The following is a 20,971-nucleotide window of genomic DNA, read 5'->3' as shown; positions in this document are numbered from 1 at the left end:
AGGAATGGTACGTGAAGGGTGAAGACGCCATGGGGCAGGGGCACGGCTGGGAGGGCGCGGTCCTGAAGCTGCTGCGCGCGAAGGACTTCGTGTTCACGGTGACGGGTGCCGAGGACGTCACGCCGCGGTACCGCCGGGTCCACCTCACGGACGGCGGCATGCTGGCCGCGACCGGCGTCCACCCCACCATGTGGGTGCGCCTGTGGTTCGACAACGCGGGCAAGCCCCATCAGCGCGCCTACACGCTGGTCGACCCGGACCCGGCGGCCGGCACCTTCAGCCTGGAGTTCGCGCTGCACGAGGGGTGCGCCAGCGACTGGGCGCGGACGGCGAAGCCCGGCGACACCATCGAGGCGACCATCCACGGCACGGGCTTCGAGCAGCCCGACCCCGCCCCCTCCCACGTCTTCGCCGTCGCCGACCCCGCCTCCCTCCCCGCCCTCAACTCCCTCCTCGCCGCGCTGGACCCGTCCCCGGCCACGGTCTGGTTCGAGGGCGGCGAACAGGACGGCCTGCCCTTCCGCACCACCCCCTCCCGCCACGACATACGGACCCTGCCGAGGCGCGACGCCGGCGCCCACCTGGTCGCCGAGGTGAAGGAGACCCTGCCCGAACTCATCGAGGGCACCTCCGACCCGTACGTCTGGATCGCCTGCGACACGGCGACGACCCGGGCCCTGACGTCGTACGTCCGCAAGGAGCTGGGCCTGCCGAAGCAGCGGGTGAACGCGCTGGGGTACTGGCGCGCCTGACGGGGCCGGGCCGCGGCGCCCGGCAGACCGCGGGCTCGCGCTGCGGTGGGCGTCCTGTCGCCGGCGAGTTCGCCGACGGCGTCCACGGCTGCGGGGCAGGGGCCGAGGGGGCATGATCGGGGCATGGACGTCACCCTTCACCTCGCCCAGGACCCCGAGGCCGACGCGCTCCTCGGCCGCAGCCCGCTCGCCGCGCTGGTCGGCATGCTGCTGGACCAGCAGGTGCCGATGGAGTGGGCGTTCAAGGGGCCGCGCACGATCGCGGACCGGCTCGGCGCGGACGACCTGGACGCGCACGACATCGCAGCGCAGGACCCCGACGCCTTCGCCTCTCTCCTCTCGGAGAAGCCGGCCGTGCACCGCTACCCCGGGTCCATGGCCAAGCGGATCCAGCAGCTGTGCCAGTACCTCGTCGAGCACTACGACGGCGACGCCGAGCTCGTCTGGAAGGGCGTCGACGACGGCCGCGAACTGCTGCGCCGGCTGCAGGACCTGCCCGGCTTCGGCAAGCAGAAGGCCCAGATCTTCCTCGCCCTGCTGGGCAAGCAGCTCGGCGTCCGCCCCCAGGGCTGGCAGGAGGCCGCCGGCGCCTACGGCGAGACGCGGTCCTTCCGCTCCGTCGCCGACATCACCGGCCCCGAGTCGCTGGCCAAGGTGCGGGCGCACAAGCAGGAGATGAAGGCGGCCGCGAAGGCGGCGAAGAGCGCGGGGAAGTAGGCACGGCGGTCCATCGCGGCCGCAGCCCCCCGTGCTGTCATTCGAGTGGCCCGTCCCCGATGGCGAGGTCGGCCGGGTCGTTCTCAGCATGGATCATGAGCGAGTCACCGACCGGCTCCCCGTGGGGTCGGGACTACGACGACCGGCACGTCCATGCCGGGCACGCGCCCGGGCCGGGCCCCGGCACGGCCGCCCATGAGCCCGAACCGCCGCTCGAAGGCCCCCTGCACGCCCTCTCCCGCGCAGCCTGGCAGGTCGTCCTCGGCACCGGCGTGTGCTCGCTGGTCCTGGGCGTCCTGGTCCTGGTCTGGCCGGACGCACCGCTCTTCGTCTCCGGGGTCCTCTTCGGCCTCTACCTCCTGATCAGCGGTGTCTTCCAGCTGGTCGCGGCCTTCGGCACCCACCGGACGACCTCGCTGCGGGTGCTGGCGTTCATCAGCGGCATCCTGTCGGTCGTCCTCGGCCTGTTCTGCTTCCGCCGCCCGATGCAGTCCGTCCTGCTGCTCGCCCTGTGGATCGGCATCGGCTGGCTCATCCGCGGCATCTCCCAGCTGCTGGCCGCCGCCTCCGACAAGTCCATGCCGGCGCGCGGCTGGCAGATGCTCCTGGGGATCGTCACCGTCCTCGGCGGAATCGTGCTGATCGACTCCCCGATCGAGTCGGTGACCGTGCTGATGGTGCTCGGCGGCTGCTGGCTGGTGGCGGTCGGCGTCGTGGAGATCGTTCTGGCGCTCCGGATCCGGGGGCGGGCCCGCCAGGTCCCGCGCGAGCTGTGATACGCGCCGCGAACCGGTACGCCGAGCGGGCGGTTCTCCCCTCGAACGGGATGAACCCCGTACGGCCACCGGGGAGATGACCTTCCGTGAGTACCGCGAGTACCGCACGACGCCTCTCGCGCAGCCGCGCCTGGCTGCGGGCCCTCGTGCTGCTGCTCGCCCTCCTGGTACCGGGCGCCCACGCCCAGGCCCACGCCGTCGCCGTGCCCACCGTGGCCGGCGCCATGGGTTCCTCCGGTGAACTCGCCGAGCCCGACGTCCTCGACACGGTGCTGCGGCCACCGGCCCGTCCCGACCGGCGCGACGCGCCCCGCGCGGGACGCCGCGGCCCCGGCCCGCTGCCGCGATCGGCACACGACGCACGGCCGTGCCCGCCCCGCACCGCGCCGCCACGGCCCTCGTACGACTCGCCCCTCCCGCCCCTCCCGCACCTCCTGCGCACCGTGGTCCTGCGCTGCTGACCGACCCCGTCACGAGGTCAGTCAGGACGAGCAGTACGACGCAAGGAGCAGGAGCCAGTCATGCCCACCGACCACTACGCGGTCCTGCGCGCCCTGCTGCGCGCGGAAGCCGTGCGCAACACACCGAAGCCGCAGTCGAAGAAGGAGAAACCGCAGCATCCCCCGAAGGACCGGGAGCGCGGCTGAAGGCGGGCGCGGCGGAGGCGGGTCTTCTCCGGGTCACCGCCTCCGCCGCGCCGTACCGAAGACCGACCGGGTGATCTCGCGCCCGATCTGCGTACCGATCGACCGAGCGAGGGACTTGAACATGCCGCTCCCGACGACCTGTTCCACGACGGACGGCTCCTCTCGCCGCTCCCTGTGCCGTACGCGGCCCCCGGCCGCCTCGCGCATCTCGTCCGGCCCCTTCGCCCCGCCCTCGCGCATCTCGTCCGGCCCCTTGGCCCCGCGCGACGCCTGCAGCCTCTCGTACGCCGACTCCCTGTCCACAGCCTGTGCATACCGCCCGTACAGCGCGGACGCCGTCACCGCACGCTCCAGCGCGCCCGCCTCGAGCGGCCCCATCAGCGACTCGGGGGCCCGCAGCCGGGTCGCCGCGACCGGTGTCGGGGCGCCCTTCTCGCTGAGCACCGTCACCACGGCCTCGCCGGTGCCGAGGCCGGTGAGGAGTTCCTCCAGGTCGTACGCCGAGTTGGGGAAGGTCTTCACCGTGGCCTTGAGGGCCTTCTGATCGTCCGGGGTGAAGGCGCGCAGCGCGTGCTGGACACGGTTGCCCAGCTGGCCGAGCACCTCGGCGGGGACGTCCTTCGGCGTCTGCGTCACGAAGAAGACGCCGACCCCTTTCGAGCGAATCAGCCGCACGGTCTGCGCGATCGAGTCGAGGAAGGCCTTCGACGCGTCGTCGAACAGCAGATGCGCCTCGTCGAAGAAGAAGACCAGTTTCGGCCTGTCGGCGTCCCCGACCTCGGGCAGATCGTGGAAGAGGTCGGCGAGCAGCCACATCAGGAACGTGGAGAACAGCTGCGGCTTGTCCTGTACGGCGGGCAGTTCGAGGACCGACAACACGCCTCGCCCGTCCGACGCCGTCCGCAGGAACTCGCTCGTGTCGAACTCAGGCTCCCCGAAGAAGTCGGCCATGCCCTGTGCCTCGAAAGCGGTGAGGGACCGCAGGATCACACCCGCCGTGGCGGTCGAGAGCCCACCGATGCCCCTCAGCTCCGCCTTGCCCTCGTCCGAGGTGAGGAAGGCGACGACCGCCCTCAGGTCCTTGAGGTCGACCAGCTCCAGGCCCTTCTGGTCCGCGTAGTGGAAGATCAGGCCGAGGGACTGCTCCTGGGTGTGGTTGAGCTGGAGGACCTTGGACAGCAGGACCGGGCCGAAGCTGGTGATCGTGGCCCGTACGGGGGTACCACGGCCGATGCCGCCGAGGGCGTAGAACTCCGTGGGGAAGCCGGTCGCCGTCCACTCCTGGTGGACCTCGGCCGCGCGGGAGCGCACCTTGTCGTTCACCTGCCCCGCTCGCGCGAGGCCGGAGAGGTCGCCCTTCACGTCCGCCAGGAACACCGGCACGCCCTGCGCCGACAGTTGCTCGGCGATCAGCTGGAGCGTCTTGGTCTTGCCGGTACCGGTGGCTCCCGCGACCAGGCCGTGCCGGTTCAGCATGGCCAACGGCACGCGGACCCTCGCGTCCGCCAGACACGCCCCGCCCCACAGCAGCGCCCCCAGCTCCAGGCCGGGCCCGCCGAAGGCGTACCCGGCGGCGATCTCCAACGCCTCCGGCGGCAGAGCTGCCCCACCACCCCGCTCCGCCCCTGCGACCACCCTTTCCCGATCCCTCATCCCAACCCACCACCTTTCCTCGCCCCTGCCACCCCTACCCGTCCTCCCGCCCTTGGGGGCTGCGCCACCAGACCCCGGCTGTCGGCCCTACGGGCCTCGTCCTCAATCGCATGACCGGCTGATATACCCAGCCCCTCCGGCGTCTGCGGACGGGGTAGGGGGCGGAGCCCCGGAAGGACGGGACGGGGAGGGGCGGCGGGGGGCGTAACCCTCCGTTCCGCCCACCACTTCCTCCAGCTTTGCCGATTCATCCCCGTTTGCCGCATCTTTTCCAGCGTCGCACTCCGTCGTCATGGCTGCGCCCGGAAGGTCTTGACCGGTAGGCTTTCCGTGTGATCTTCAAGCGCATCGGAAACGGCCGGCCGTACCCCGACCACGGCCGGGAAAGCACCCGGCAGTGGGCGGACGTCGCGCCGCGCCCGGTCCGCCTCGATCAGCTCGTGACGACCAAGGGTCAGCTCGATCTGGAAACACTGCTGGCCGAGGACTCGACCTTCTACGGCGACCTCTTCGCGCACGTCGTGAAGTGGCAGGGCGACCTCTACCTGGAGGACGGCCTCCACCGCGCGGTGCGAGCCGCCCTCCAGCAACGCCAGGTACTGCACGCCCGCGTCCTGGAACTGGACTGACCCCGAGCCCGGCCCGACCCGGCCGGGCATCTCGGCGTAGGCAGTTGCCCCTTTCGGGTTGGACCGCGCGACCTCGAATGATCATCTAGTAGGCATTGCCGCTCGCGCGCACTACGCTGCGCCCATGAGCATGCTGACTCCCCCGGGCATGGGCGGCCAGTACCGGATCAAGGGGGACAAGTACCCGCGGATGCGCCGTCCCCGGCGCCGCGGCAGGCTCGTCGTCGCCACCGTCGCCTCCGCCGCCGCGGTCGGCATGATCGGCTGGGGCACACTGCAGCTCATCGACGTCTTCACGGGCGGCGGTGGAGAGGCCTCTGCGGCCGGCCCGAAGGCCGACTGCCGGACCGGCGCGACCCCGTCCGCCACGCCGACCGCCCCGGCCGCACTGCCCGAGCCGGGCAAGGTCACCGTCAACGTCTTCAACGCCACGACCCGCAGCGGCCTGGCCAAGCAGACCGCGGACGAACTGAAGAAGCGCGGCTTCAAGATCGGCGATGTGGGCAACGCGACGAAGGAGTTCGACAAGAAGGTCAAGGGCACCGGCCTCCTGCTGGGCCCGGCCGCCTCCCTGAACACCTCGCTGCCCGTCCTGGCCACCCAGCTCGGCACCGCCGAACGCCGCACCGACCCCGCCCGCAAGGGCGAAGCCGTCGACCTGATCATCGGCAACGGCTTCAAGGAGCTGACGAAGAAGCCGGCGGCCGACAAGGCCCTGGCCGCCCTGGCCAAGCCCAAGCCGACGCCCGGCGCTTCAAGGAATGCCTGCTGAGCAACGCCCCGAGTAGGGCGCGGACAAGCCCGCCCTACTCGGCAGCCCCGTAAAGTCGATCCCCCGCGTCCCCCAGCCCGGGGACGATGTACCCGTGCTCGTTCAGATGGTCGTCCACCGCGGCCGTCACCACCGTCACCGGCGTCCCCGCCAGCTCCCGCTCCATCAGCTCGACACCCTCGGGCGCGGCGAGCAGCACCACGGCCGTCACGTCGTCCGCACCGCGCTTGATGAGCTCCTGGATCGCCGCGACCAGCGTCCCGCCCGTGGCCAGCATCGGGTCCAGGACGTACACCTGACGCCCGGAGAGGTCCTCCGGCATCCGCGAGGCGTACGTGGAGGCCTGGAGCGTCTCCTCGTTGCGGATCATGCCCAGGAAGCCCACCTCGGCGGTCGGCAGGAGCCGGACCATGCCGTCCAGCATGCCGAGGCCGGCCCGCAGGATCGGCACCACGAGCGGGCGCGGGTGGGAGAGCTTGACGCCGGTGGTGTCGGTGACCGGGGTCGTGATGTCGACCGCTTCGGTGCGCACGTCCCGCGTGGCCTCGTAGGCGAGCAGGGTGACCAGCTCGTCGGCCAGCCGACGGAAGGTCGCGGAGTCGGTGCGCCGGTCGCGCAGCGTGGTGAGCTTGTGGGCGACCAAGGGGTGGTCGACGACGTGGAGACGCATGTCCACAACAGTAACCGGGCCAGGTGGGCCCAGCGTCCTCACGCACGGCAAGACCTGGGCCAACACTTCACCCTCACGCTGGCATCAAACCGCCCATCAGAGGGAAAGTGGGAGGGACGAACCAGGGGTAGTCCGGGGTAGTCCGGGGGTGGTGAGCCCGTGCCTGATCGTGAGTCCCCGGCGGACACCGCGCCGGAGGAGGCGGACGCCGCGCGGCGTCGGCGCCGCGCCCAGTTCCTGCGGGAACTCGCCGAGGCCCGCGCCCTGCGGGACCGCGTCCAGCCGCGCCGCGCCAAGGCGGCCCGTCTGCGCCACGCCCTGCGCATGCGAACGTTCCGCTGGTAGGGCGAGGTCCCGGGAAGATCCGCGCCCTTCGGCCGCGTTGGAGCGATGGTCGTGCGTGGACAGCGGGAAAAGCCGCGTACGATCCGCACGTGGCGGCAACGAGTGTGCTGGTGAGTCCTCCACGGACGTGCTCGCGGACCCCCTCGGGCCAACGCGATCAAAACTGCCGGACACAGGGAGCCGAAGACGTCCCCTGAACGCCTTGTTTCTGCCACGATTCCGAGTGGGTGGGCTCGGAGCACAGCTCTCCCCGCCCCCAACCTCCGCCGGGGGGACCCCCAACCGGCACGCCTATGACCAGTGGGAGAGTCACGGTGTACTTCGCCGCACTGCTCGCGCGCACCGAAGACGGGTGGGAAGCGAGCGACACAGAGCTCGACGATGTGGAGACCCTGTCGGACCTGGCCGACCTGGCCCGTGAGGCCTCGCCGGAGGACGACACGGTGCTCGTGCTCATCGAGCAGGAGGACGCCTGGTTCGGGGTCGTCCGGATCGACGGCGAGGACGATCCTCGCATCTACGTCTCGGACGCCGCCGCCGCCGCCCGCAGCAGCTACGGGGAGATCCTGCTCACCGACGAGCTGCTCGGAAGGGAGCCCGACGACGACAGCACCGACCTGGACGCCCTGGACCTCGACGGCACGGAGGAGCCCGACGGCGACTCCGAGGACGACGAGGACGGCGGCTCCGCGGAAGCCGTTCCGCACAGCCCCGTCGGCGATACCGAGATCCTCGACGACCTCGGCGTCAGCGAGAAGGAGCTGAAGGCCCTGGACGCCGAGGACGCGCTCGGCGCGATCGCCGAGGCGCTGGGGGCCTCGGAGGTGCTGGAGACCGTCCGCTGACCTCGTCCGACCCGGGGCCGGCGCCCGAGGTGCCCGATCCCGTACGCGACCGCTGGCGGGCCGCGATGCGGCTCGCCCTGGACCAGGCCGAACTGGCCGTCCGGGGCGGGGACGTCCCCGTCGGCGCCGTCGTGCTGTCCGCCGACGGCACGACCGTGCTGGGCGTCGGCCACAACGAGCGTGAGGCGACCGGCGATCCGACCGCGCACGCCGAGGTGCTCGCGATCCGCAGGGCCGCGGCAGAGGTCGGCGAGTGGCGGCTGTCCGGCTGCACGCTCGTCGTCACGCTGGAGCCCTGCACCATGTGTGCCGGCGCGCTCGTCCAGTCCCGGGTGGACCGGGTCGTGTACGGCGCCCGGGACGAGAAGGCCGGCGCGGCGGGCTCCCTCTGGGACGTCGTACGCGACCGGCGGCTCAACCACCGGCCCGAGGTGATCGAGGGCGTCCTCGCCGCTGACTGCGCCCGGATTCTCACCGAGTTCTTCCGGGACCGGTGACCCGAGGGCCCAGCGGGGACGGGGATACGGCGCCGGCGAATACCGATTTCAGAGCACGCCCCGGCGTGCTGTAAGGTCTCCCTCGGTAGCGTGTCCGAGCGGCCGAAGGAGCTCGCCTCGAAAGCGAGTGTGGCGCAAGTCACCGAGGGTTCAAATCCCTCCGCTACCGCAGGTAGAAGGGGCGCCCGGTTCATCGAACCGGGCGCCCCTTCGGCTTCCGTCTCAGTTTCCGTCTCAGTTGACCCGTACGAGCGCCCCAGCGGCGCCGTCGTCATCGTCGTCCGGCCGGTCTCCGGTCGGCTTCCAGATGAGTCCGTCGACCTGTCGGGCCACGTCGCTGCGGACGCTGTCGACCATGTGTTGGTACCGCGCGGCCATGGCGGTGGTCGACCAGCCCATGAGGCCCATAACGGCGCGCTCGGAGACTCCGAGGATCAGTAGGACCGTGGCGGCGGTGTGGCGGGCATCGTGCAAGCGGCCGTCGCGGACCTTTGCGTCGTCAAGCAACTCCTTCCAGTCGTCGTAGTCCGTCCGGGGTGATGTGCCCCGCCCGGTCGGCGTCGCGAAGAGCCACCCTTCGTCCATCCAGTTGGCGTCGGCCTCCGCACGCTCCGCTTGTTGCTTGGCGTGATGGGTGCGCAGCAGATCTACGAGCTGTGAGGGCAGCCCCACGGCACGCCGTCCGGCGCGCGACTTCGTGTCGGCCGTCTCCGGGTTGGTCCGCTGACGCTGCGGGCAGTACCCGGCCTTCCTGCCGCAGGTTTCACCGCACCCGTGGGCGTAGCGCGGTCGGCGGCGACTCCGACGGACCATGAGTACGCCCCGGTCAAGGTCGACGTCCGCCCACTTGAGGCCGAGCGCCTCTCCCTGCCTGAGTCCGAGGGCCAGCGCGACGGCCCAGCGCGCAGAGTTCCGCCGGCCGTCCGCCGCACGCAGCAACCGCTGCACCTCCTCGACGGTGTAGGGCTCCACCTCCTCTTCACTGACGCGGGGGGCCTTCGCCAGTTGGACGGGGTTCCGAGCAAGGTGGCCACGCCGTACCGCCTCGTTCAGCGCGGTGCGGAACGTGCGGTGAATCTGGTGGATCGTCCCCGCCTTACGACCGTCGGCGACCATGCGTCCGTAGAAGTTCTCGATGTACTCCGGCTTGAGTTTGTCGAGCCGGTGAGCCCCGAGGGCGGGAATCAGATGCTTCCGCACGGCGACGCCATACCCGACCATCGTGTTCTCGTTGACGGCGAGGGGTGCGATGTTCTCGATCCAGTGGGTCAGCCAGGTCTTGACCGTCCAGGGGCGGCCTGCCTTCCGGATGCTCTTGGCATCGCGCTGCTGCTCCAACTCACGGACGGCGGCGGTCACCTCAGCGCGAGTCTTCCGCTCGACGTGGCGGCGGTCCGGCTTGCCGTCGTCACGGATGCCGACGGTCACACGACCGTGCCACTTACCGTCTGCTCCCTGGTAGATGGACGAACGGCCGTTCGGCTGACGGGTGCGCTTCTTCTCGCTCTTGTCTTCTGCCATGCGTGCTCCTCAGGCGGCCTGGACGGCGGTAAGGACGGTGGCGGGACGCTGCCTCTTGCGGCGGCGGGTGACGAACTCGGGAACGGCGTCTGCGGGCACCCGGCGGAGGTGGCCGACGGTTATGGACTCCAGCTCTCCGGAGCGAATGAGCCGGTAGCAGACGGTGCGACCGATCTGGAGACGGCGGGCAGCCTCCTCCACGGTCAGAAGCACGAGGGTGGGATCGATGGCGTCGGCGAGGTGAGCCGTATCCATGCGAATGACGCTCCTTCGTCTCACGGGTGGGGATTTGGGAGCAGGGCCTTCGTGGACCCCCTTCTGAGGGCCGCTACTTCCGCTACCGCCGCTACCTCGCAGGTCAGGGGCCTGTTGGAGGTAGCGGGAAGGGGTAGCGGTAGCGGATGGGTAGCGGCCAGGTAGCGGCAACCAAGGCGGGTTGCCGCTACCGCGTTATTGCTGGTCAGGCCACGTTTTCGGTGCCAGGTAGCGGAGGTAGCGGACTTTCCGGGGGTGGGGGGCAGTAGCGCGCCCACGCGTCCGCGAGATCGGCGGCGTAGTAGCCCTTGAGGCAGCTCCCGGCGGTCTTGATGTTGCGGGAGGCGATCGGCTCGTTGTCCGCCGTCATGTACTCCCCGAGCATCTTCGACAGCCGCCGGTTGTCGAACGGCTTGCCGTGCAGGTCAGCCCACGGCGCGTCGTCCAGGGCGTTGAGCCGGTCGAGGATCGCGACGGTGGGCAGGCGGTCGATGCCGACCATGACGTGGTCGCGCAGGTCGGTCAGCAGGCGGACACCGAGACTGCCTTTGTCGTTGGCCTTGGAGGCGGTCACGAGCGTCACGCATGCCGCCCGTGCCCGCTCGGGCCAGTCACCTCCGGCCGCGTCGGCGATGGCGAGCAGGGGTTCCCACACGTCCGCCGGCCGGTCGGAAACACCGTCGGGCATGTCGGGCCAGGCGCCCATGACGAACCCACGGGCGTGTTCGGCCCACTGGGCGAGCCGCTCACGCAGCGCGTGCCCCTCCGCCTCGTGGATGCGGGCACGGAAGGCTTCCACGCGTTCGTTGCGCGCCCGGCGCCGCATCCGGATCACCACCGAGCGGGTCATGATCGTGTCGGGCAAGTTGCCGAGTCCGGCGACCGCGACCCCGCAGTACGACGGGAAGGCCTGAACGGTCTGGTTCCCGCCGTCGCCGATGCACCGGTACGTGACCCCGGTGCGGCGGTGTCCGGCGTTGAGGAACCCGCGTAGTTCCTCGTTGTCGCCTGCCTTGGGGCCGAAGATCGTGTCGATTTCGTCGAACAGGATCGTGGGCCGCCCGTTGGGGTTGGACACGGACCGGAACAGGGCGGCGGCGGACGCGTTGACGGCCGTCATGGGCTGGGGAACGAGGGTTTCCACGACTTCCAGCGCCCGTGACTTGCCCGACCCCGGTTCCGGCGAGAGGAACGCCAGCCGGGGGGTGGAGTCGAAGCAGTCGAGCAGGTGGGCGTGGGCGTCCCACAGTGCCACGGCGACGTAGGCGGCTTCGTGGGGGAAGACGTTGAAGCGCCGGTGGAAGGCTTCCACCTCGTCGAGCAGCGCGGCGCCGTCGATGGGCGTGGGGGTCATGCGGCGGTCCTTCCTTCCTGGGAGTTGCGCAGGGGGCACACGTCGCGGTGGGCGGCGTGGTCGTCGATCAGAGCGAGCACCCGAGCACGGCCGACAGCCGAGCGGTCTCGTCCGCACGCGCACCATGAGGTGGCGGTGGGGACGGCGCCGCGCGGGGCGACGATGTGCAGCCACGCGATGGGGCGGCGCCCGTCGTCGCCGTGCGGGTCAGTCCCAAGAGCAGTTCGGACGCCTTCGGCGACGCCCTTCGGGTCGCCCACGGCCGGTACAGGCGAGGCGAGTTCGGCGACTTGCCCGCCGCTCGCGATCGGTTGGCCTTCCAAGGGGGAGGATCGGGGGGCGTTCATGCCGCCTCCCGGGGTCGGGCTTTGCGGATGGAGCTGTCCAGGGCGCTGCGGATGGTGGCGCGGCACTCGGCGGCGGTGAGTCCCCGCCCCTCGCCCGCCCCTTGGAAGGCCTCTTCCACCACGTGCCGGGGGATGTCGCCCCATGCGACGAAGCGGCCCACTTTGAAGGCGCAGCGGTTGAGCGTGGTGTTGCGCTGCTTGTCCGGCGCGGCGGACACGATGGCGCATTCGGCTTCCAGGGCGACCAGGGCCGCGCGGCTGCCGTCGACCGCAGGAAGCCTCAGCGGCCCCGTAGAGCGCACGGGGACGGGTTTCAGGATGGTTTGTAGCCATTCGGGGAGCGGGGCCGCCACAGAGCCGTTCACGGCTTCGTACGTTCCGGTGGGGGTGATGCTGCCCGCCGCGACGACGTAACCGCCCCATGCCCGGGTGTCGACCAACTCCCCGATGGTTCCTGCCGTGTTGGTCAGCCGAAGACCGTCGGGAGCCTTGAAGTACAGGTGCTCACCACCGCTTGCGGTCCGCACCCGGTAGGTGTCGGGGACGGGGTGGCCGGCGCGCTCGCAGAGCGCTTGAAAGGTTGCCGCGCCGTCAGGCGCGTCCGAACTGCCTTTGTCCTTGGGCATGTCGAGGTCGACGACGACCAGCCCGGACGGGCCGGTGGCGATGCCGACGTTGAACGGCTGACGCGTCCATGCGGCGCGGATGCGGTCGGAGTCGGTGGTGGCGCGCTGCTCCCACTTCAAGTGCCCGTTGACGCACTGGCCGGTGCGGGGGCAGGCGGTCTCTCCGTGCAGGGCGGGACGCTTGGTGCCGGGGCGCAGCGGGAAGACGTGCCAGCCGCGAGCGGTAGCGTCCAGGGCGGCGTGCAGCAGATGCTCGCTCATGCGGCCACCTCCCACGACGTGGCGAGGTGGGCGAGGTGGGCACGCCCGATCCACTCGGTGTAGGCGGGCGGGAGTGCCTCGCGGAGCCGAAGGTGGTCGGTGGACCAGTCGATGCCCTTGGCCCACTGGATCTCTTCGACGGTGGCCTTGCCACCGCCCTTGCCGTACGCGGCGACATACGGGCCGTCGTGGTACTCGCCGTGGCGCCAGCCGCGCACCCTGCCCCGATGCCGGGGGTGGGCCGGCTGCACGGCCGTCCAGCGGCCGAGTTCGAAGTAGCGGTGCATGAGCACGGCGAGGCCGAACTGTTCGCCGCACAGCCGGATGTCCTTGCGGACGTCGGAGCCGGCCACGTTCTCGATCGCGTACGGCCGGCCCGTCGACTCCAGCGCGGCCCGCACGGGGACGATGAGCCGGGGATAGGTGCGACCGATCGCGGCGTTGCGGGCGGCGTTGGTGCCCTTGGTGGGGGCGCCCTCGCCCTGGCACGGCGGCGAGACATGGATGAAGTCGTACTCGTGGCCGTGGGCACGGATGTACTCGACGACGTCGCCCTGGTGGAAGGTGTCGCCCCGGTAGTCGGGTTGGGCCTGGATGTCGACGCCGGTGATGTGGCAGTTCGGGCCGAACGCGCGCCGGTATCCCTCGGTGCCACCGCCGATGCAGCAGCAGCCGTCCAAGACCTTGAAGGGACGGAGAGTGTCCGGCACTCGCCGGATGTCGGTGGGTTGCGTCATGCTGGGAGATCTCCAGTTCCTGGGATGGATGCTGGGAGGTCAGGGCGGCCCGTGATCTTTGGCGAGATAGGGGGCCGCCCTTGGCGTAGCTACTGGTAGAAGCGGTTGCGCTTGATGACGGCCTTGCGGATGTTGACCGTGGTCCCGCCCTTGTGGCCGCTCGCGCTGAACACCTGCACCGCGATCCAGCCGCCGAAGATCACGGCGGCGAGCGTGATGAGCTGGGTGATCAGCGCCGTGAGTGCGGTGATGAAGGTGGTGAGCAGGAGCAGTCCGCCGCACACGGCGAGGAAGCCGACGCCTCCGAGGGCGACGTTGACGGCCGCGCGGGAGACGGGCGGCTTGGCCGCGACGGGTTCGGGCTTGGCGGGGTTGATGGCGTAGCCGGTGACGACGCGCCCATCGGGCAGGACGACGCTCGCCACGGCCGGGACGGTGCCCGGCTGGACGGGAACGAGCGGCGCCGCATGGATGGCGGCGGGGGTGATGGGGGTGGGCTGGTGGACTTCCACGGCCCCGTGGGCGGGGGCGTGGCGGACAGGCTCGGGGTACATGCGGAATCCCTTCCGGTACTCGGCTGGGGAGGCAGGGGCACCCCCTGCCGGGGTCGCTGTGAAGGGGGTTTTCGGGGGTTGACCTGGAGTGCCTCCCCGCCTCCCTGAAACGGAGTTTTCGCTGATCAACGCTGGGGAGGCGGTCCGGGGAGGGGGTTGGGGAGTTCTCCCCGCCTCCCCGGCGCGGCCGGGTCTGCCTCCCCGCTACTGGGCGGCGGAAGCGGAACCCTCGTCGTCGCGGTTGGCGAGGGCGCGCAGGACGTGATCGCGGTGAACGACCATGCGCCCGTGAGACTTCTTGGGCTCCTCGCCCTCCGCCTCCAGCACGCGCTTGAGGTCGCCGTTGGTCCAGCGGCCGTAGGCGTCCTCGCTGAGCATCGCGAGCCGCTTGAGGACATCGGTCGTGGGCAGCCGGGAGGCGTCGCCGATAGCGGCGGCGATATCGGCGAGCGGGTCACGCTCCTCGCCCCGCTCGATCACGGTCAGCGTGGTCACCCCGTCGCGAAGCGCCCGGGCACGGTCGGCGATGGCCTTGGCCGGGTCGTCGTCGATGAAGTGCGTGCGCACCGTGATGGACGACTGGCCCTTGGGCATGTCGATGCCGTCGGAGGCGACGACCAGCGTGCCCTTGTCCAGGCCCTGGCGCAGCATGTGCGGCGCGGCCCCGTCCTCGACAGCCTTGTCCCCCAGGGCCATCTTGGCCTGCGACTCGGAGCCGAGCACGAGCGAGGCCCGGGTGTGGGCGCCCTCGCGGACCAGCTTGGGAAGGTTCTGGTCGGTGGGGTCCTGGGTGCCCTGCCACAGCAGCACGTCAACCGCACGGCCCTGGTTGTGGATGGTCCGGGCGGCCATGAAGTACCGCGAGGTGGCCTTGGAACCGCCGTAGGGGCGCTTGGCGTCGTCGACGGCCGGGCACATGAACGCCTTCTGTGCCTCATCCACCAGGACGATCAGCGGCCGGAAGACGGCGCCGGGGTCGCTCTTACGGACCTCGATACGGCGGTTCATCTCGGCAACCGCGTCCTCGACCATCTCGGTCGCCTGGATGCAGTGGTCATCCGAGGGACCCTCGATCAGCACGTCCGCGATGCCGTAGAGCATGGACCAGTCGCCCACACCCTTGAGGTCGGCGACCCAGAACTGCACCGACCGGTCCAGCGCAAGCCACAAGACCAGGGACCGCAGGGCGGCAGTCTTGCCCTGGTTAGAACGGCCGGTGATGAGCAGATGGCGCTGATACACGCTCAGCTCCGCCGCATCCCCGCGCAGGTCACGCCCCCACGGAGCCTTACCCGTCTTGTAGTTCGCGGTCATCGTCTCGTCTATGACCAGCGGCGACGGGCCGATCGGCTCATCGAGCGCACCGGAGTCGGCGATCCACAGACGGACCGTGCGGGCAGCCTGCGGGATGGTGATGTACACCTCATGCTCGTGCCGGTTCAGGTTCTCCGCCAGCTTGCGGCGGCGCTGCTGAATCTCGACCGTCGACACCTCCAGGGGCAGGTTGACGTCGACCTCGACACCACACCCGGCAATCGCGATCGGGGACAGCATGGAGGCGCCGGCGTCGCCCATCTCCTTGATGGCTTTGCGCAGCGCGGGCAGGCCCAGATGGCGCAGGGCCTGCACGACGATGGACGGGGTGATCGGCTCGCCCTCGCCGGAGCGCACGTTCGCGGGAAGCGCCCACTGGGGTGCGGCCTGCTGCTTGCTGCCGACCGCCCACAGCGCGAGCAGGGCGAGGAACGGGCCGATCGTGAGCGCCGGACCCCACACCACCTGCACGATCCGGATCAGCAGGCCGATGAAGTCGATGGTGGCCGCGAGCGGGGTGATCACGTCCTTGACGTCACCGTTGTTGATGGCCATCACGACCCCGAGCGCGACCAAAGTGCCGACGCCCATGCCAGTCCCGACGGCGGCGCCCTTGGCGACCTCCACCGGGGAGTGAAGCAGGTCCATGCGGCGGCGGTGGCGGGCGTCGCGGAAGCGCTGAAGACGCTCTTCCCACTCTTCCGCCAGCTCGTTGTTTCCCGCGGCTTCGGCCGCCCGGATCATGCGCTCGTAGCGGGCACCGGTCCGGCCGTCCCACGTGCGACGGGCCACGATCCGGCCCCCGTTGAACGTGTACAGCCCGTGCCGTGCCACCGCGCGGACGGTGGTCTTGGTGCGCTCATGGGTGGCGACGGTCTTCACCGCACGCCCGGAGCGCACCCACAACGGCACCGGACGCGTAGGCGGCGCCTCGGGGACCACGGTCAGCGTGGTCACGGACGCCTCATCGGCCGGCGCTTCGGTGTTCTTGTGCAGGTGAACGACGTTCTCGGTCATGCTGGGATGTCTCCTGACTGCCCCTATGCGGGGCGGGAGTTCGCGGGAGGCGCCGGGGTGGCCGTGTCCGTGGAAAGAGGCGGCCACCCCGGGTGTTGTGGCTGGTCAGAACCAGCCGGAGGACTTCTTGGCGGCCTTGGCGCGGGCGGCCTCGGTGATGAGGCGCTGACGCTCGCCGATCAGGGCGGTCAGCTCCGCGTTCAGCCGGGTCTCGACGGCGGAGCCGACGAAGTCCATCCGGTTCTCCGCACCGGCCGTGCTGCGGCCCCGGTGGATGCTGCGGGCGCCGCCCGCCATCGCGCGGGTCATGTCGAGCCGTTCACGGGCGGTCAGCGGCCACCACTCGCCCCGCTTGACGGCGTTCAGCTTGTTCGTCGTGCGCCGGATTTCCTTGTCCAGGCGGCGGATGTCGGCGTTGCCCATGGTCAGGCACTCCTCACGGTGTGACGGGCGGAGGTGGAGCGGGTGGGATCGCAGGGTTCGCACGTGCCGATCGAGGTGCGGATGACGTAGCCGACGTCGTGGCCGCATGCGGGGCAGGTGCGGCGGGGGCGCATCATCGCTTCGTGCGCCCGCCAACGCGCCGGCGTCATGGGCCGCACGGGCTTGGCCAGGTCGATGCGGTAGAGGTAGGCGGCCGCGATGCCGCGCGGGTAGCGCCACATCAGTTGGGCGGCGATCTCCTGACCGCCCGGACGCAGGCCCAGCGCCCGTAACTGCTTGCGCGTGGCCAGACCCTGCGGGGCCAGATGCAAGGGGAAGGTGGGGATGCCGTACCGGGTGCCGTCCGGGTCCCAGAACCGGGCCTGCATCAGGCAGCCTCAGCCCGCTCAGCGAGCAGGGCATCGCGCAGCTTGCGGGCATTCGCGGGCGAGGTGCGGATCGCACGGCGGATGCCCTCGCCGGTCACCTTCGCGTCCGGCAGGCCGGACATCGCCCTGCGGGCCTCATCGAGCAACTCATCCCACGTGCGCTTCGGTCGGGGCGATCGAGCCGCGTCGGGGAGTCGACCGGTCGCCCCTCGCGGCCGGGTCGACTCCGCCGGAACGCTCCGCCGCACGGGCGCCACGGCCGCAGGCTCGATCGGGGCGGCGATGGCGGGCACCGGCTTGAGCGGCGGAATCGACTTGCCCAGGTCGACCGCGACCGGATCCGGCACGCTCAATCGGGTCAGTGTCACCACGGGTTCCGGGGTCGATTCCCGCAGCTCAGCCATAGACCGTTTCATTGCGGTCTCGGTAGATTCCTCCGCATTCGTGTCCAGGCCGGGATCGAGGGCGGGGGCGGGAGGCGTGCCGCCGAACATCGAGGCGAGCGCGGCATCCGCACCGGCCGTGACCCGATCGCGCTGAACGTCCAGCAGCCTCGATCCGAGCGCCACATCCCCGACACCGACCCTGCGGGCCAGACGCCACGACGTTCGATCGGACCGCTTCCTGACACGGTCGCTGGGGTGCTGGGTAGCGCGGGCGCGGTGGTAGGCGAGGGCCTGCACCAGGTCGGCGGTGCGCCGCTCGTGCTCCGCGTCGCGGCCGTCAGTGTGGACGACGATCCGCCGGGCGAGAAACGCCATGCCCTCCGCCGAGACGGACATGCCCATCGGCGTCAGGGCGTAGATGACGGTGCGGCCCGCATCGGGGGCGGCCATCGCGCCCATGACAGCGGCAGCAGCGGGCAACGCCCACAACCCCATCCGGACGATGCGCGGGGAGGACTGGCCCAGCATCGTCAGACCGAGCAGGACCAGGGCGAGCACGGCGGTGGCGCCCTCACCGGCCGCGAGAGCTCCCAGCGCGGTGCCCTTGCCGTAGGAGTGGCCGATGTTGCTGTAGGTGCCGATCCCGCCGAACACGCCCGTGGCCAGCATCGGCACGAACGCGGCAGCCAGCACACCGATCTGAACCTTCGTCAGCTTCACGGTGCTCATGCGGCACCCCCGGGCAGGGTCACGCCGATCGTGCGGTTGGCCAGGTCACGGCGCTCGGTGAGCACCCGGTTCCGGGCGCGGCGGATGCGGCGGGCGTCCAGCTCGTTCGGCGTGCGGTCGAGGGTGATGATCTGCGCGTCCAGCAGGTCGACTTCCGCCAGGATGACGGGCAGCTCCTGCTCGATCGCGTCCAGCTCCGCATCCGTCGGCTCGATGAAGTCGGCGAACGCGGTAACAGCGTCCTGAACAGTGACGATGTGTTCCATTGGGTCGTGGTTCCTCTCGAAGGGTGAACGGCCCGACAGCGCCCCCGGAGCTGCAACTCCGGGGGCGCGCCGTTTCAGGTGGATGGGGTGGGTCTTGCCCGTCAGATCTGGGCAACCGCGCCGATGATGTCGGCGTGGTCGAACGCCAGCGGCGGCAGAGCGCGCAGGGGCCACCACTGGGCGTTGGTCGCGTCATCACCGGCCTCGACGGGCAATCCGGGGATGACGGTCAGGTGGTAGGCGACGGTGACGTACCGGCCGCGCGGGTCGCGGTCGGGCTGGTCGAACGTGCCGATCTGGTCCAGCTCTTCCGGCGCCGCGTACACACCGGCCTCTTCGGCGAGCTCACGAGCAGCGGCGGCGCGGCTCGTCTCACCGGGGTCGACGTGACCACCAGGCAGCGCCCACTGACCCTTGAACGGCTCCCAGCCGCGCTCGATCAACAGGACGTACCCGTCGGTCGTGGTGACGACGACGTCAGCGGTGTAGCGAATGGTCTCGAAGCACTCGATGCTGCTCATGCGTGAACTCCTCAGATTCATGGGGAGGCCACCGGCGCTGGGCAGCGACCGGACGCCCATCGGGATCGCGATCTTTGCCCTTGTCTCACCGCACGTACGGGTCACTTGTCCGCCCTGTAGGGACGGCATTGGAGAAGGTGCTTGCTGCTCGTGCGGCAGGGCCTACGGCTTGTCGCTGTTGCCTGATGCGTCCTCTGTTCAGTTCTCAATCAAACGGCGCTGCCTTCGTACTCACCCCTGCGGGCTTTCCTCCGGGCGCCTTCATGTACGGCAGGACCGTACGTGACACCCCGTCCGGCTTGTCTGGAGGAGTGCCGCAGCAAGAGATTGCACGAGTCGAGCTTGGAGAGTCAAGCCCCCTGGTCTAACTTGTACGGAGGAGTCGGAGCAGAGGAGGCGCATTACCGGTGCGACGCGGCATGACGAAGGCTCAGGAAGTTGCCTATGACCTGCGCGAACAGATCGAGTCCGGCCAACTGGCGGGCGGTGACGCGCTTCCGAGCGAGTCGAAGATGATGAGCCAGTACGGCTACAGCCGGGAAACCATCCGCGCCGGCGTTCGCCTCTTGATTGATGAGGGACTGGTCGTCACCGGCCAGGGGCAAGGCAAGTACGTCCGTGAGGACTATCCGCCTGTCGTCTGGAACTGGACGACGCTGGAAAGTCGGAGCCGCCACGCCACAGCGGTCGAAGGTCAGACCGCCGGTGACCAGTGGGCAAGCGCGATCCAGGAGAACGGCAACGCCCCCCGCCAAGAGATCACCGTGTCGATCGTGGAACCCCCGCCCCACGTGCGCGAGTGCCTCGAACTCCCCGCCGATGGTTTGGCCGTAGCGCGCAAGCGCATCCGGTACATAGACAACCGGCCCTACGCTCTGGCTGACTCGTACTTCCCCCAGGAACTCGTGAGCGGCACACCGTTGATGGAGCCCCGTGACGTCTCCGCGCCCGGCGGCATCCTGGCCTCCGTGGGGCTGGTGCAAGCCAAGTACAGGGATGAGATCTCAGTCCGTATGCCAACTCGACAGGAAGCTGAACTACTTGCTCTCCCTGCGGCAACACCAATCGCAGAGCACACCCGAACAGGCTATGACGCGGATGGCCGCCCCCTCCGCTGTATGGTCACCATCCTCCCCGGAGACAGGCACAAGATCCTCTATGAAGTCGACACCGACTGAGTACCTCCGCCCCGCAGCGGCGGAGGACGTACCCGCCCTCTTGACGCTTCGCACGGAGGCCGAGGGGTGGCTACGTACCAAGGGCACGGACCAGTGGAGCGACCCCGAAACGGGTGAGCGCGCCATTGCGAAATGGCGCGCGAGCATAGATGAGGGGCGCGCATGGGTGGTGGTCGGCGAGCGTGACGAGGTGCTCGCGACTGTCAGCCGTGGCCCCGTCGACCGGGATTTCTGGCGGGACGATGACCGACCCGAGACGGCCCTCTACCTGTACAAGCTGATCGTCGCGCGAGAAGCGTCGGGACGACAGCTCGGCACGCGCGTCATCGACTGGATGTCCCGCCTTGCAGCGCTGGAGGGGCGGACCTGGGTGCGCATCGACACGTGGCGCAGCAACACGGAATTGCACGCCTACTACGAACGGCTTGGCTTCAAGCACGTGCGGACCGAGGCACCGTCCCACAGGCGTTCGGGGTGGCTTGCTCAGCGGCCGGCGGGTGAGCTTGCCATGCCGCACGACCTGTTGCCGGTCTCCTCCAATGAGGGGTTGGACGGAGCCACGGCCGGACGTGTCGAACTGCCGCTACAAACGAGCTGACGCGCTGGTCAGAGGGCACGGCTCCGTCTCAGTTTCCGTCTCATTCATAGCCGTCCAGAGCCGTTCACGGCGGTTCACGTCATCGGCGGGAGTACGGGAATGAACGAGCCTGAACGGCTCTGGATCGTGCTCTGACCAGCACGAACAGACCTCGAAAGCGAGTGTGGCGCAAGTCACCGAGGGTTCAAATCC

General features: G+C 70.1%; 27 protein-coding genes and 1 tRNA gene. 13 read left to right on the top strand and 15 right to left on the bottom strand.

Features of this window, described 5'->3' with window-relative positions; genetic code table 11:
* The first annotated feature begins 29 nt into the window (after window positions 1-29).
* From ACFZBP_RS09745 to ACFZBP_RS09725, 5 genes are all read left to right on the top strand, one after another.
* Entirely contained in the window at window positions 30-752 is a 723-nt protein-coding gene (locus ACFZBP_RS09745; protein WP_391411631.1) for an SIP domain-containing protein, read from the top strand.
* A 123-nt stretch (window positions 753-875) separates the two neighbouring features.
* A complete protein-coding gene (locus ACFZBP_RS09740) occupies window positions 876-1,469 on the top strand; it encodes an HhH-GPD-type base excision DNA repair protein (RefSeq protein ID WP_383449558.1) in 594 nt (197 codons plus the stop codon).
* Between the two features lie 95 nt (window positions 1,470-1,564).
* A complete protein-coding gene (locus ACFZBP_RS09735) occupies window positions 1,565-2,245 on the top strand; it encodes an HdeD family acid-resistance protein (protein WP_383449559.1) in 681 nt (226 codons plus the stop codon).
* An 86-nt stretch (window positions 2,246-2,331) separates the two neighbouring features.
* Entirely contained in the window at window positions 2,332-2,706 is a 375-nt protein-coding gene (locus ACFZBP_RS09730) for a hypothetical protein (RefSeq protein ID WP_391411441.1), read from the top strand.
* Between the two features lie 60 nt (window positions 2,707-2,766).
* Window positions 2,767-2,892 (top strand): hypothetical protein, encoded by a 126-nt coding sequence (locus tag ACFZBP_RS09725; RefSeq protein ID WP_391411439.1) that lies wholly within the window; start codon window positions 2,767-2,769, stop codon window positions 2,890-2,892.
* A 33-nt stretch (window positions 2,893-2,925) separates the two neighbouring features.
* Here the strand turns inward: ACFZBP_RS09725 and ACFZBP_RS09720 are convergent, their stop codons facing one another.
* The gene (locus tag ACFZBP_RS09720; RefSeq protein ID WP_391411437.1) at window positions 2,926-4,545 is read right to left on the bottom strand and encodes a helicase HerA-like domain-containing protein; all 1,620 of its coding nucleotides are present in this window, start codon (window positions 4,543-4,545) and stop codon (window positions 2,926-2,928) included.
* A 332-nt stretch (window positions 4,546-4,877) separates the two neighbouring features.
* On the opposite strand from ACFZBP_RS09720, the gene ACFZBP_RS09715 reads away from it, so the two are divergent.
* Entirely contained in the window at window positions 4,878-5,174 is a 297-nt protein-coding gene (locus ACFZBP_RS09715; RefSeq protein WP_003999914.1) for a type II toxin-antitoxin system VapB family antitoxin, read from the top strand.
* A 148-nt stretch (window positions 5,175-5,322) separates the two neighbouring features.
* On the top strand, window positions 5,323-5,946 hold the full coding sequence (locus ACFZBP_RS09710; protein ID WP_383449853.1) for a LytR C-terminal domain-containing protein: 624 nt from the start codon (window positions 5,323-5,325) through the stop codon (window positions 5,944-5,946).
* Window positions 5,947-5,980: 34 nt separating this feature from the next.
* Here ACFZBP_RS09710 and upp read toward each other — a convergent pair whose 3' ends face one another.
* Window positions 5,981-6,616, bottom strand: coding sequence for a uracil phosphoribosyltransferase (gene upp / locus ACFZBP_RS09705; RefSeq protein ID WP_383449563.1), 636 nt, complete (start codon window positions 6,614-6,616; stop codon window positions 5,981-5,983).
* Window positions 6,617-6,775: 159 nt separating this feature from the next.
* Here upp and ACFZBP_RS09700 point away from each other — a divergent pair, with 159 nt between their 5' ends.
* The 4 genes from ACFZBP_RS09700 to ACFZBP_RS09685 all read left to right on the top strand — a co-directional run bounded on the left by ACFZBP_RS09700 (window position 6,776) and on the right by ACFZBP_RS09685 (window position 8,472).
* Window positions 6,776-6,961, top strand: coding sequence for a hypothetical protein (locus tag ACFZBP_RS09700; protein WP_383449564.1), 186 nt, complete (start codon window positions 6,776-6,778; stop codon window positions 6,959-6,961).
* A gap of 314 nt (window positions 6,962-7,275) precedes the next feature.
* Window positions 7,276-7,806: a hypothetical protein gene (locus tag ACFZBP_RS09695; RefSeq protein WP_383449854.1), complete on the top strand. Its 531-nt coding sequence runs from the start codon at window positions 7,276-7,278 to the stop codon at window positions 7,804-7,806.
* A 65-nt stretch (window positions 7,807-7,871) separates the two neighbouring features.
* Window positions 7,872-8,303: a tRNA adenosine(34) deaminase TadA gene (gene tadA / locus ACFZBP_RS09690; protein ID WP_254389644.1), complete on the top strand. Its 432-nt coding sequence runs from the start codon at window positions 7,872-7,874 to the stop codon at window positions 8,301-8,303.
* A gap of 84 nt (window positions 8,304-8,387) precedes the next feature.
* Window positions 8,388-8,472 (top strand) — tRNA-Ser (locus tag ACFZBP_RS09685).
* Between the two features lie 65 nt (window positions 8,473-8,537).
* Here ACFZBP_RS09685 and ACFZBP_RS09680 read toward each other — a convergent pair.
* From ACFZBP_RS09680 to ACFZBP_RS09620, 13 genes are all read right to left on the bottom strand, one after another.
* A complete protein-coding gene (locus ACFZBP_RS09680) occupies window positions 8,538-9,824 on the bottom strand; it encodes a tyrosine-type recombinase/integrase (RefSeq protein WP_391411434.1) in 1,287 nt (428 codons plus the stop codon).
* A gap of 9 nt (window positions 9,825-9,833) precedes the next feature.
* Entirely contained in the window at window positions 9,834-10,079 is a 246-nt protein-coding gene (locus tag ACFZBP_RS09675) for an excisionase family DNA-binding protein (protein WP_391411433.1), read from the bottom strand.
* A gap of 205 nt (window positions 10,080-10,284) precedes the next feature.
* Window positions 10,285-11,433 (bottom strand): DUF3631 domain-containing protein, encoded by a 1,149-nt coding sequence (locus tag ACFZBP_RS09670; protein WP_391411431.1) that lies wholly within the window; start codon window positions 11,431-11,433, stop codon window positions 10,285-10,287.
* Window positions 11,430-11,780 carry a hypothetical protein gene (locus ACFZBP_RS09665; protein ID WP_391411429.1) on the bottom strand — a complete coding sequence of 117 codons (351 nt, stop codon included), beginning with the start codon at window positions 11,778-11,780 and terminating at the stop codon, window positions 11,430-11,432. The genes ACFZBP_RS09670 and ACFZBP_RS09665 overlap by 4 nt, the downstream gene beginning before the upstream one ends.
* The gene (locus ACFZBP_RS09660; protein WP_391411427.1) at window positions 11,777-12,667 is read right to left on the bottom strand and encodes a bifunctional DNA primase/polymerase; all 891 of its coding nucleotides are present in this window, start codon (window positions 12,665-12,667) and stop codon (window positions 11,777-11,779) included. The genes ACFZBP_RS09665 and ACFZBP_RS09660 overlap by 4 nt, the downstream gene beginning before the upstream one ends.
* Window positions 12,664-13,404, bottom strand: coding sequence for a DNA methylase (locus ACFZBP_RS09655; RefSeq protein WP_391411425.1), 741 nt, complete (start codon window positions 13,402-13,404; stop codon window positions 12,664-12,666). Before ACFZBP_RS09655 ends, ACFZBP_RS09660 begins: the two co-directional genes overlap by 4 nt.
* 89 nt (window positions 13,405-13,493) lie before the next feature.
* Window positions 13,494-13,958 carry a hypothetical protein gene (locus tag ACFZBP_RS09650; protein WP_391411423.1) on the bottom strand — a complete coding sequence of 155 codons (465 nt, stop codon included), beginning with the start codon at window positions 13,956-13,958 and terminating at the stop codon, window positions 13,494-13,496.
* Window positions 13,959-14,162: 204 nt separating this feature from the next.
* Window positions 14,163-16,289, bottom strand: coding sequence for an FtsK/SpoIIIE domain-containing protein (locus ACFZBP_RS09645; RefSeq protein ID WP_391411421.1), 2,127 nt, complete (start codon window positions 16,287-16,289; stop codon window positions 14,163-14,165).
* 105 nt (window positions 16,290-16,394) lie between these two features.
* Window positions 16,395-16,712, bottom strand: a complete 318-nt coding sequence (locus ACFZBP_RS09640; RefSeq protein ID WP_391411419.1) for a hypothetical protein — start codon at window positions 16,710-16,712, stop codon at window positions 16,395-16,397.
* Window positions 16,713-16,714: 2 nt separating this feature from the next.
* Entirely contained in the window at window positions 16,715-17,101 is a 387-nt protein-coding gene (locus tag ACFZBP_RS09635) for an RRQRL motif-containing zinc-binding protein (protein WP_391411417.1), read from the bottom strand.
* The gene (locus ACFZBP_RS09630; RefSeq protein WP_391411415.1) at window positions 17,101-18,216 is read right to left on the bottom strand and encodes a conjugal transfer protein; all 1,116 of its coding nucleotides are present in this window, start codon (window positions 18,214-18,216) and stop codon (window positions 17,101-17,103) included. Before ACFZBP_RS09630 ends, ACFZBP_RS09635 begins: the two co-directional genes overlap by 1 nt.
* Window positions 18,213-18,482: a DUF6284 family protein gene (locus tag ACFZBP_RS09625; protein ID WP_391411413.1), complete on the bottom strand. Its 270-nt coding sequence runs from the start codon at window positions 18,480-18,482 to the stop codon at window positions 18,213-18,215. Before ACFZBP_RS09625 ends, ACFZBP_RS09630 begins: the two co-directional genes overlap by 4 nt.
* A 101-nt stretch (window positions 18,483-18,583) precedes the next feature.
* On the bottom strand, window positions 18,584-19,003 hold the full coding sequence (locus tag ACFZBP_RS09620; protein WP_391411411.1) for an NUDIX domain-containing protein: 420 nt from the start codon (window positions 19,001-19,003) through the stop codon (window positions 18,584-18,586).
* A gap of 419 nt (window positions 19,004-19,422) precedes the next feature.
* On the opposite strand from ACFZBP_RS09620, the gene ACFZBP_RS09615 reads away from it, so the two are divergent.
* Window positions 19,423-20,181 carry a UTRA domain-containing protein gene (locus ACFZBP_RS09615; RefSeq protein WP_391411409.1) on the top strand — a complete coding sequence of 253 codons (759 nt, stop codon included), beginning with the start codon at window positions 19,423-19,425 and terminating at the stop codon, window positions 20,179-20,181.
* On the top strand, window positions 20,102-20,779 hold the full coding sequence (locus tag ACFZBP_RS09610) for a GNAT family N-acetyltransferase (RefSeq protein WP_391411407.1): 678 nt from the start codon (window positions 20,102-20,104) through the stop codon (window positions 20,777-20,779). Before ACFZBP_RS09615 ends, ACFZBP_RS09610 begins: the two co-directional genes overlap by 80 nt.
* Window positions 20,780-20,971: the final 192 nt, after the last annotated feature.

This window comes from Streptomyces sp. NPDC008086 (assembly GCF_042957325.1).
Taxonomy (GTDB): domain Bacteria; phylum Actinomycetota; class Actinomycetes; order Streptomycetales; family Streptomycetaceae; genus Streptomyces.
The sequence above is the reverse complement of the archived record's forward strand: the minus strand, read 5'-3'. Positions and strand labels throughout refer to the sequence as shown.

Bases quoted from the DNA above. Each gene is read 5' to 3' on its own strand.
- ACFZBP_RS09745 (WP_391411631.1), top strand. From the start codon at position 30: ATGGGGCAGGGGCACGGCTGGGAGGGCGCGGTCCTGAAGCTGCTGCGC.
- ACFZBP_RS09740 (WP_383449558.1), top strand. From the start codon at position 876: ATGGACGTCACCCTTCACCTCGCCCAGGACCCCGAGGCCGACGCGCTC.
- ACFZBP_RS09735 (WP_383449559.1), top strand. From the start codon at position 1,565: ATGAGCGAGTCACCGACCGGCTCCCCGTGGGGTCGGGACTACGACGAC.
- ACFZBP_RS09725 (WP_391411439.1), top strand. From the start codon at position 2,767: ATGCCCACCGACCACTACGCGGTCCTGCGCGCCCTGCTGCGCGCGGAA.
- ACFZBP_RS09720 (WP_391411437.1), bottom strand. From the start codon at position 4,545: ATGAGGGATCGGGAAAGGGTGGTCGCAGGGGCGGAGCGGGGTGGTGGG.
- ACFZBP_RS09710 (WP_383449853.1), top strand. From the start codon at position 5,323: ATGGGCGGCCAGTACCGGATCAAGGGGGACAAGTACCCGCGGATGCGC.
- upp (WP_383449563.1), bottom strand. From the start codon at position 6,616: ATGCGTCTCCACGTCGTCGACCACCCCTTGGTCGCCCACAAGCTCACC.
- tadA (WP_254389644.1), top strand. From the start codon at position 7,872: ATGCGGCTCGCCCTGGACCAGGCCGAACTGGCCGTCCGGGGCGGGGAC.
- ACFZBP_RS09680 (WP_391411434.1), bottom strand. From the start codon at position 9,824: ATGGCAGAAGACAAGAGCGAGAAGAAGCGCACCCGTCAGCCGAACGGC.
- ACFZBP_RS09675 (WP_391411433.1), bottom strand. From the start codon at position 10,079: ATGGATACGGCTCACCTCGCCGACGCCATCGATCCCACCCTCGTGCTT.
- ACFZBP_RS09670 (WP_391411431.1), bottom strand. From the start codon at position 11,433: ATGACCCCCACGCCCATCGACGGCGCCGCGCTGCTCGACGAGGTGGAA.
- ACFZBP_RS09665 (WP_391411429.1), bottom strand. From the start codon at position 11,780: ATGAACGCCCCCCGATCCTCCCCCTTGGAAGGCCAACCGATCGCGAGC.
- ACFZBP_RS09660 (WP_391411427.1), bottom strand. From the start codon at position 12,667: ATGAGCGAGCATCTGCTGCACGCCGCCCTGGACGCTACCGCTCGCGGC.
- ACFZBP_RS09655 (WP_391411425.1), bottom strand. From the start codon at position 13,404: ATGACGCAACCCACCGACATCCGGCGAGTGCCGGACACTCTCCGTCCC.
- ACFZBP_RS09650 (WP_391411423.1), bottom strand. From the start codon at position 13,958: ATGTACCCCGAGCCTGTCCGCCACGCCCCCGCCCACGGGGCCGTGGAA.
- ACFZBP_RS09645 (WP_391411421.1), bottom strand. From the start codon at position 16,289: ATGACCGAGAACGTCGTTCACCTGCACAAGAACACCGAAGCGCCGGCC.
- ACFZBP_RS09640 (WP_391411419.1), bottom strand. From the start codon at position 16,712: ATGGGCAACGCCGACATCCGCCGCCTGGACAAGGAAATCCGGCGCACG.
- ACFZBP_RS09635 (WP_391411417.1), bottom strand. From the start codon at position 17,101: ATGCAGGCCCGGTTCTGGGACCCGGACGGCACCCGGTACGGCATCCCC.
- ACFZBP_RS09630 (WP_391411415.1), bottom strand. From the start codon at position 18,216: ATGAGCACCGTGAAGCTGACGAAGGTTCAGATCGGTGTGCTGGCTGCC.
- ACFZBP_RS09625 (WP_391411413.1), bottom strand. From the start codon at position 18,482: ATGGAACACATCGTCACTGTTCAGGACGCTGTTACCGCGTTCGCCGAC.
- ACFZBP_RS09620 (WP_391411411.1), bottom strand. From the start codon at position 19,003: ATGAGCAGCATCGAGTGCTTCGAGACCATTCGCTACACCGCTGACGTC.
- ACFZBP_RS09615 (WP_391411409.1), top strand. From the start codon at position 19,423: ATGACGAAGGCTCAGGAAGTTGCCTATGACCTGCGCGAACAGATCGAG.
- ACFZBP_RS09610 (WP_391411407.1), top strand. From the start codon at position 20,102: ATGGCCGCCCCCTCCGCTGTATGGTCACCATCCTCCCCGGAGACAGGC.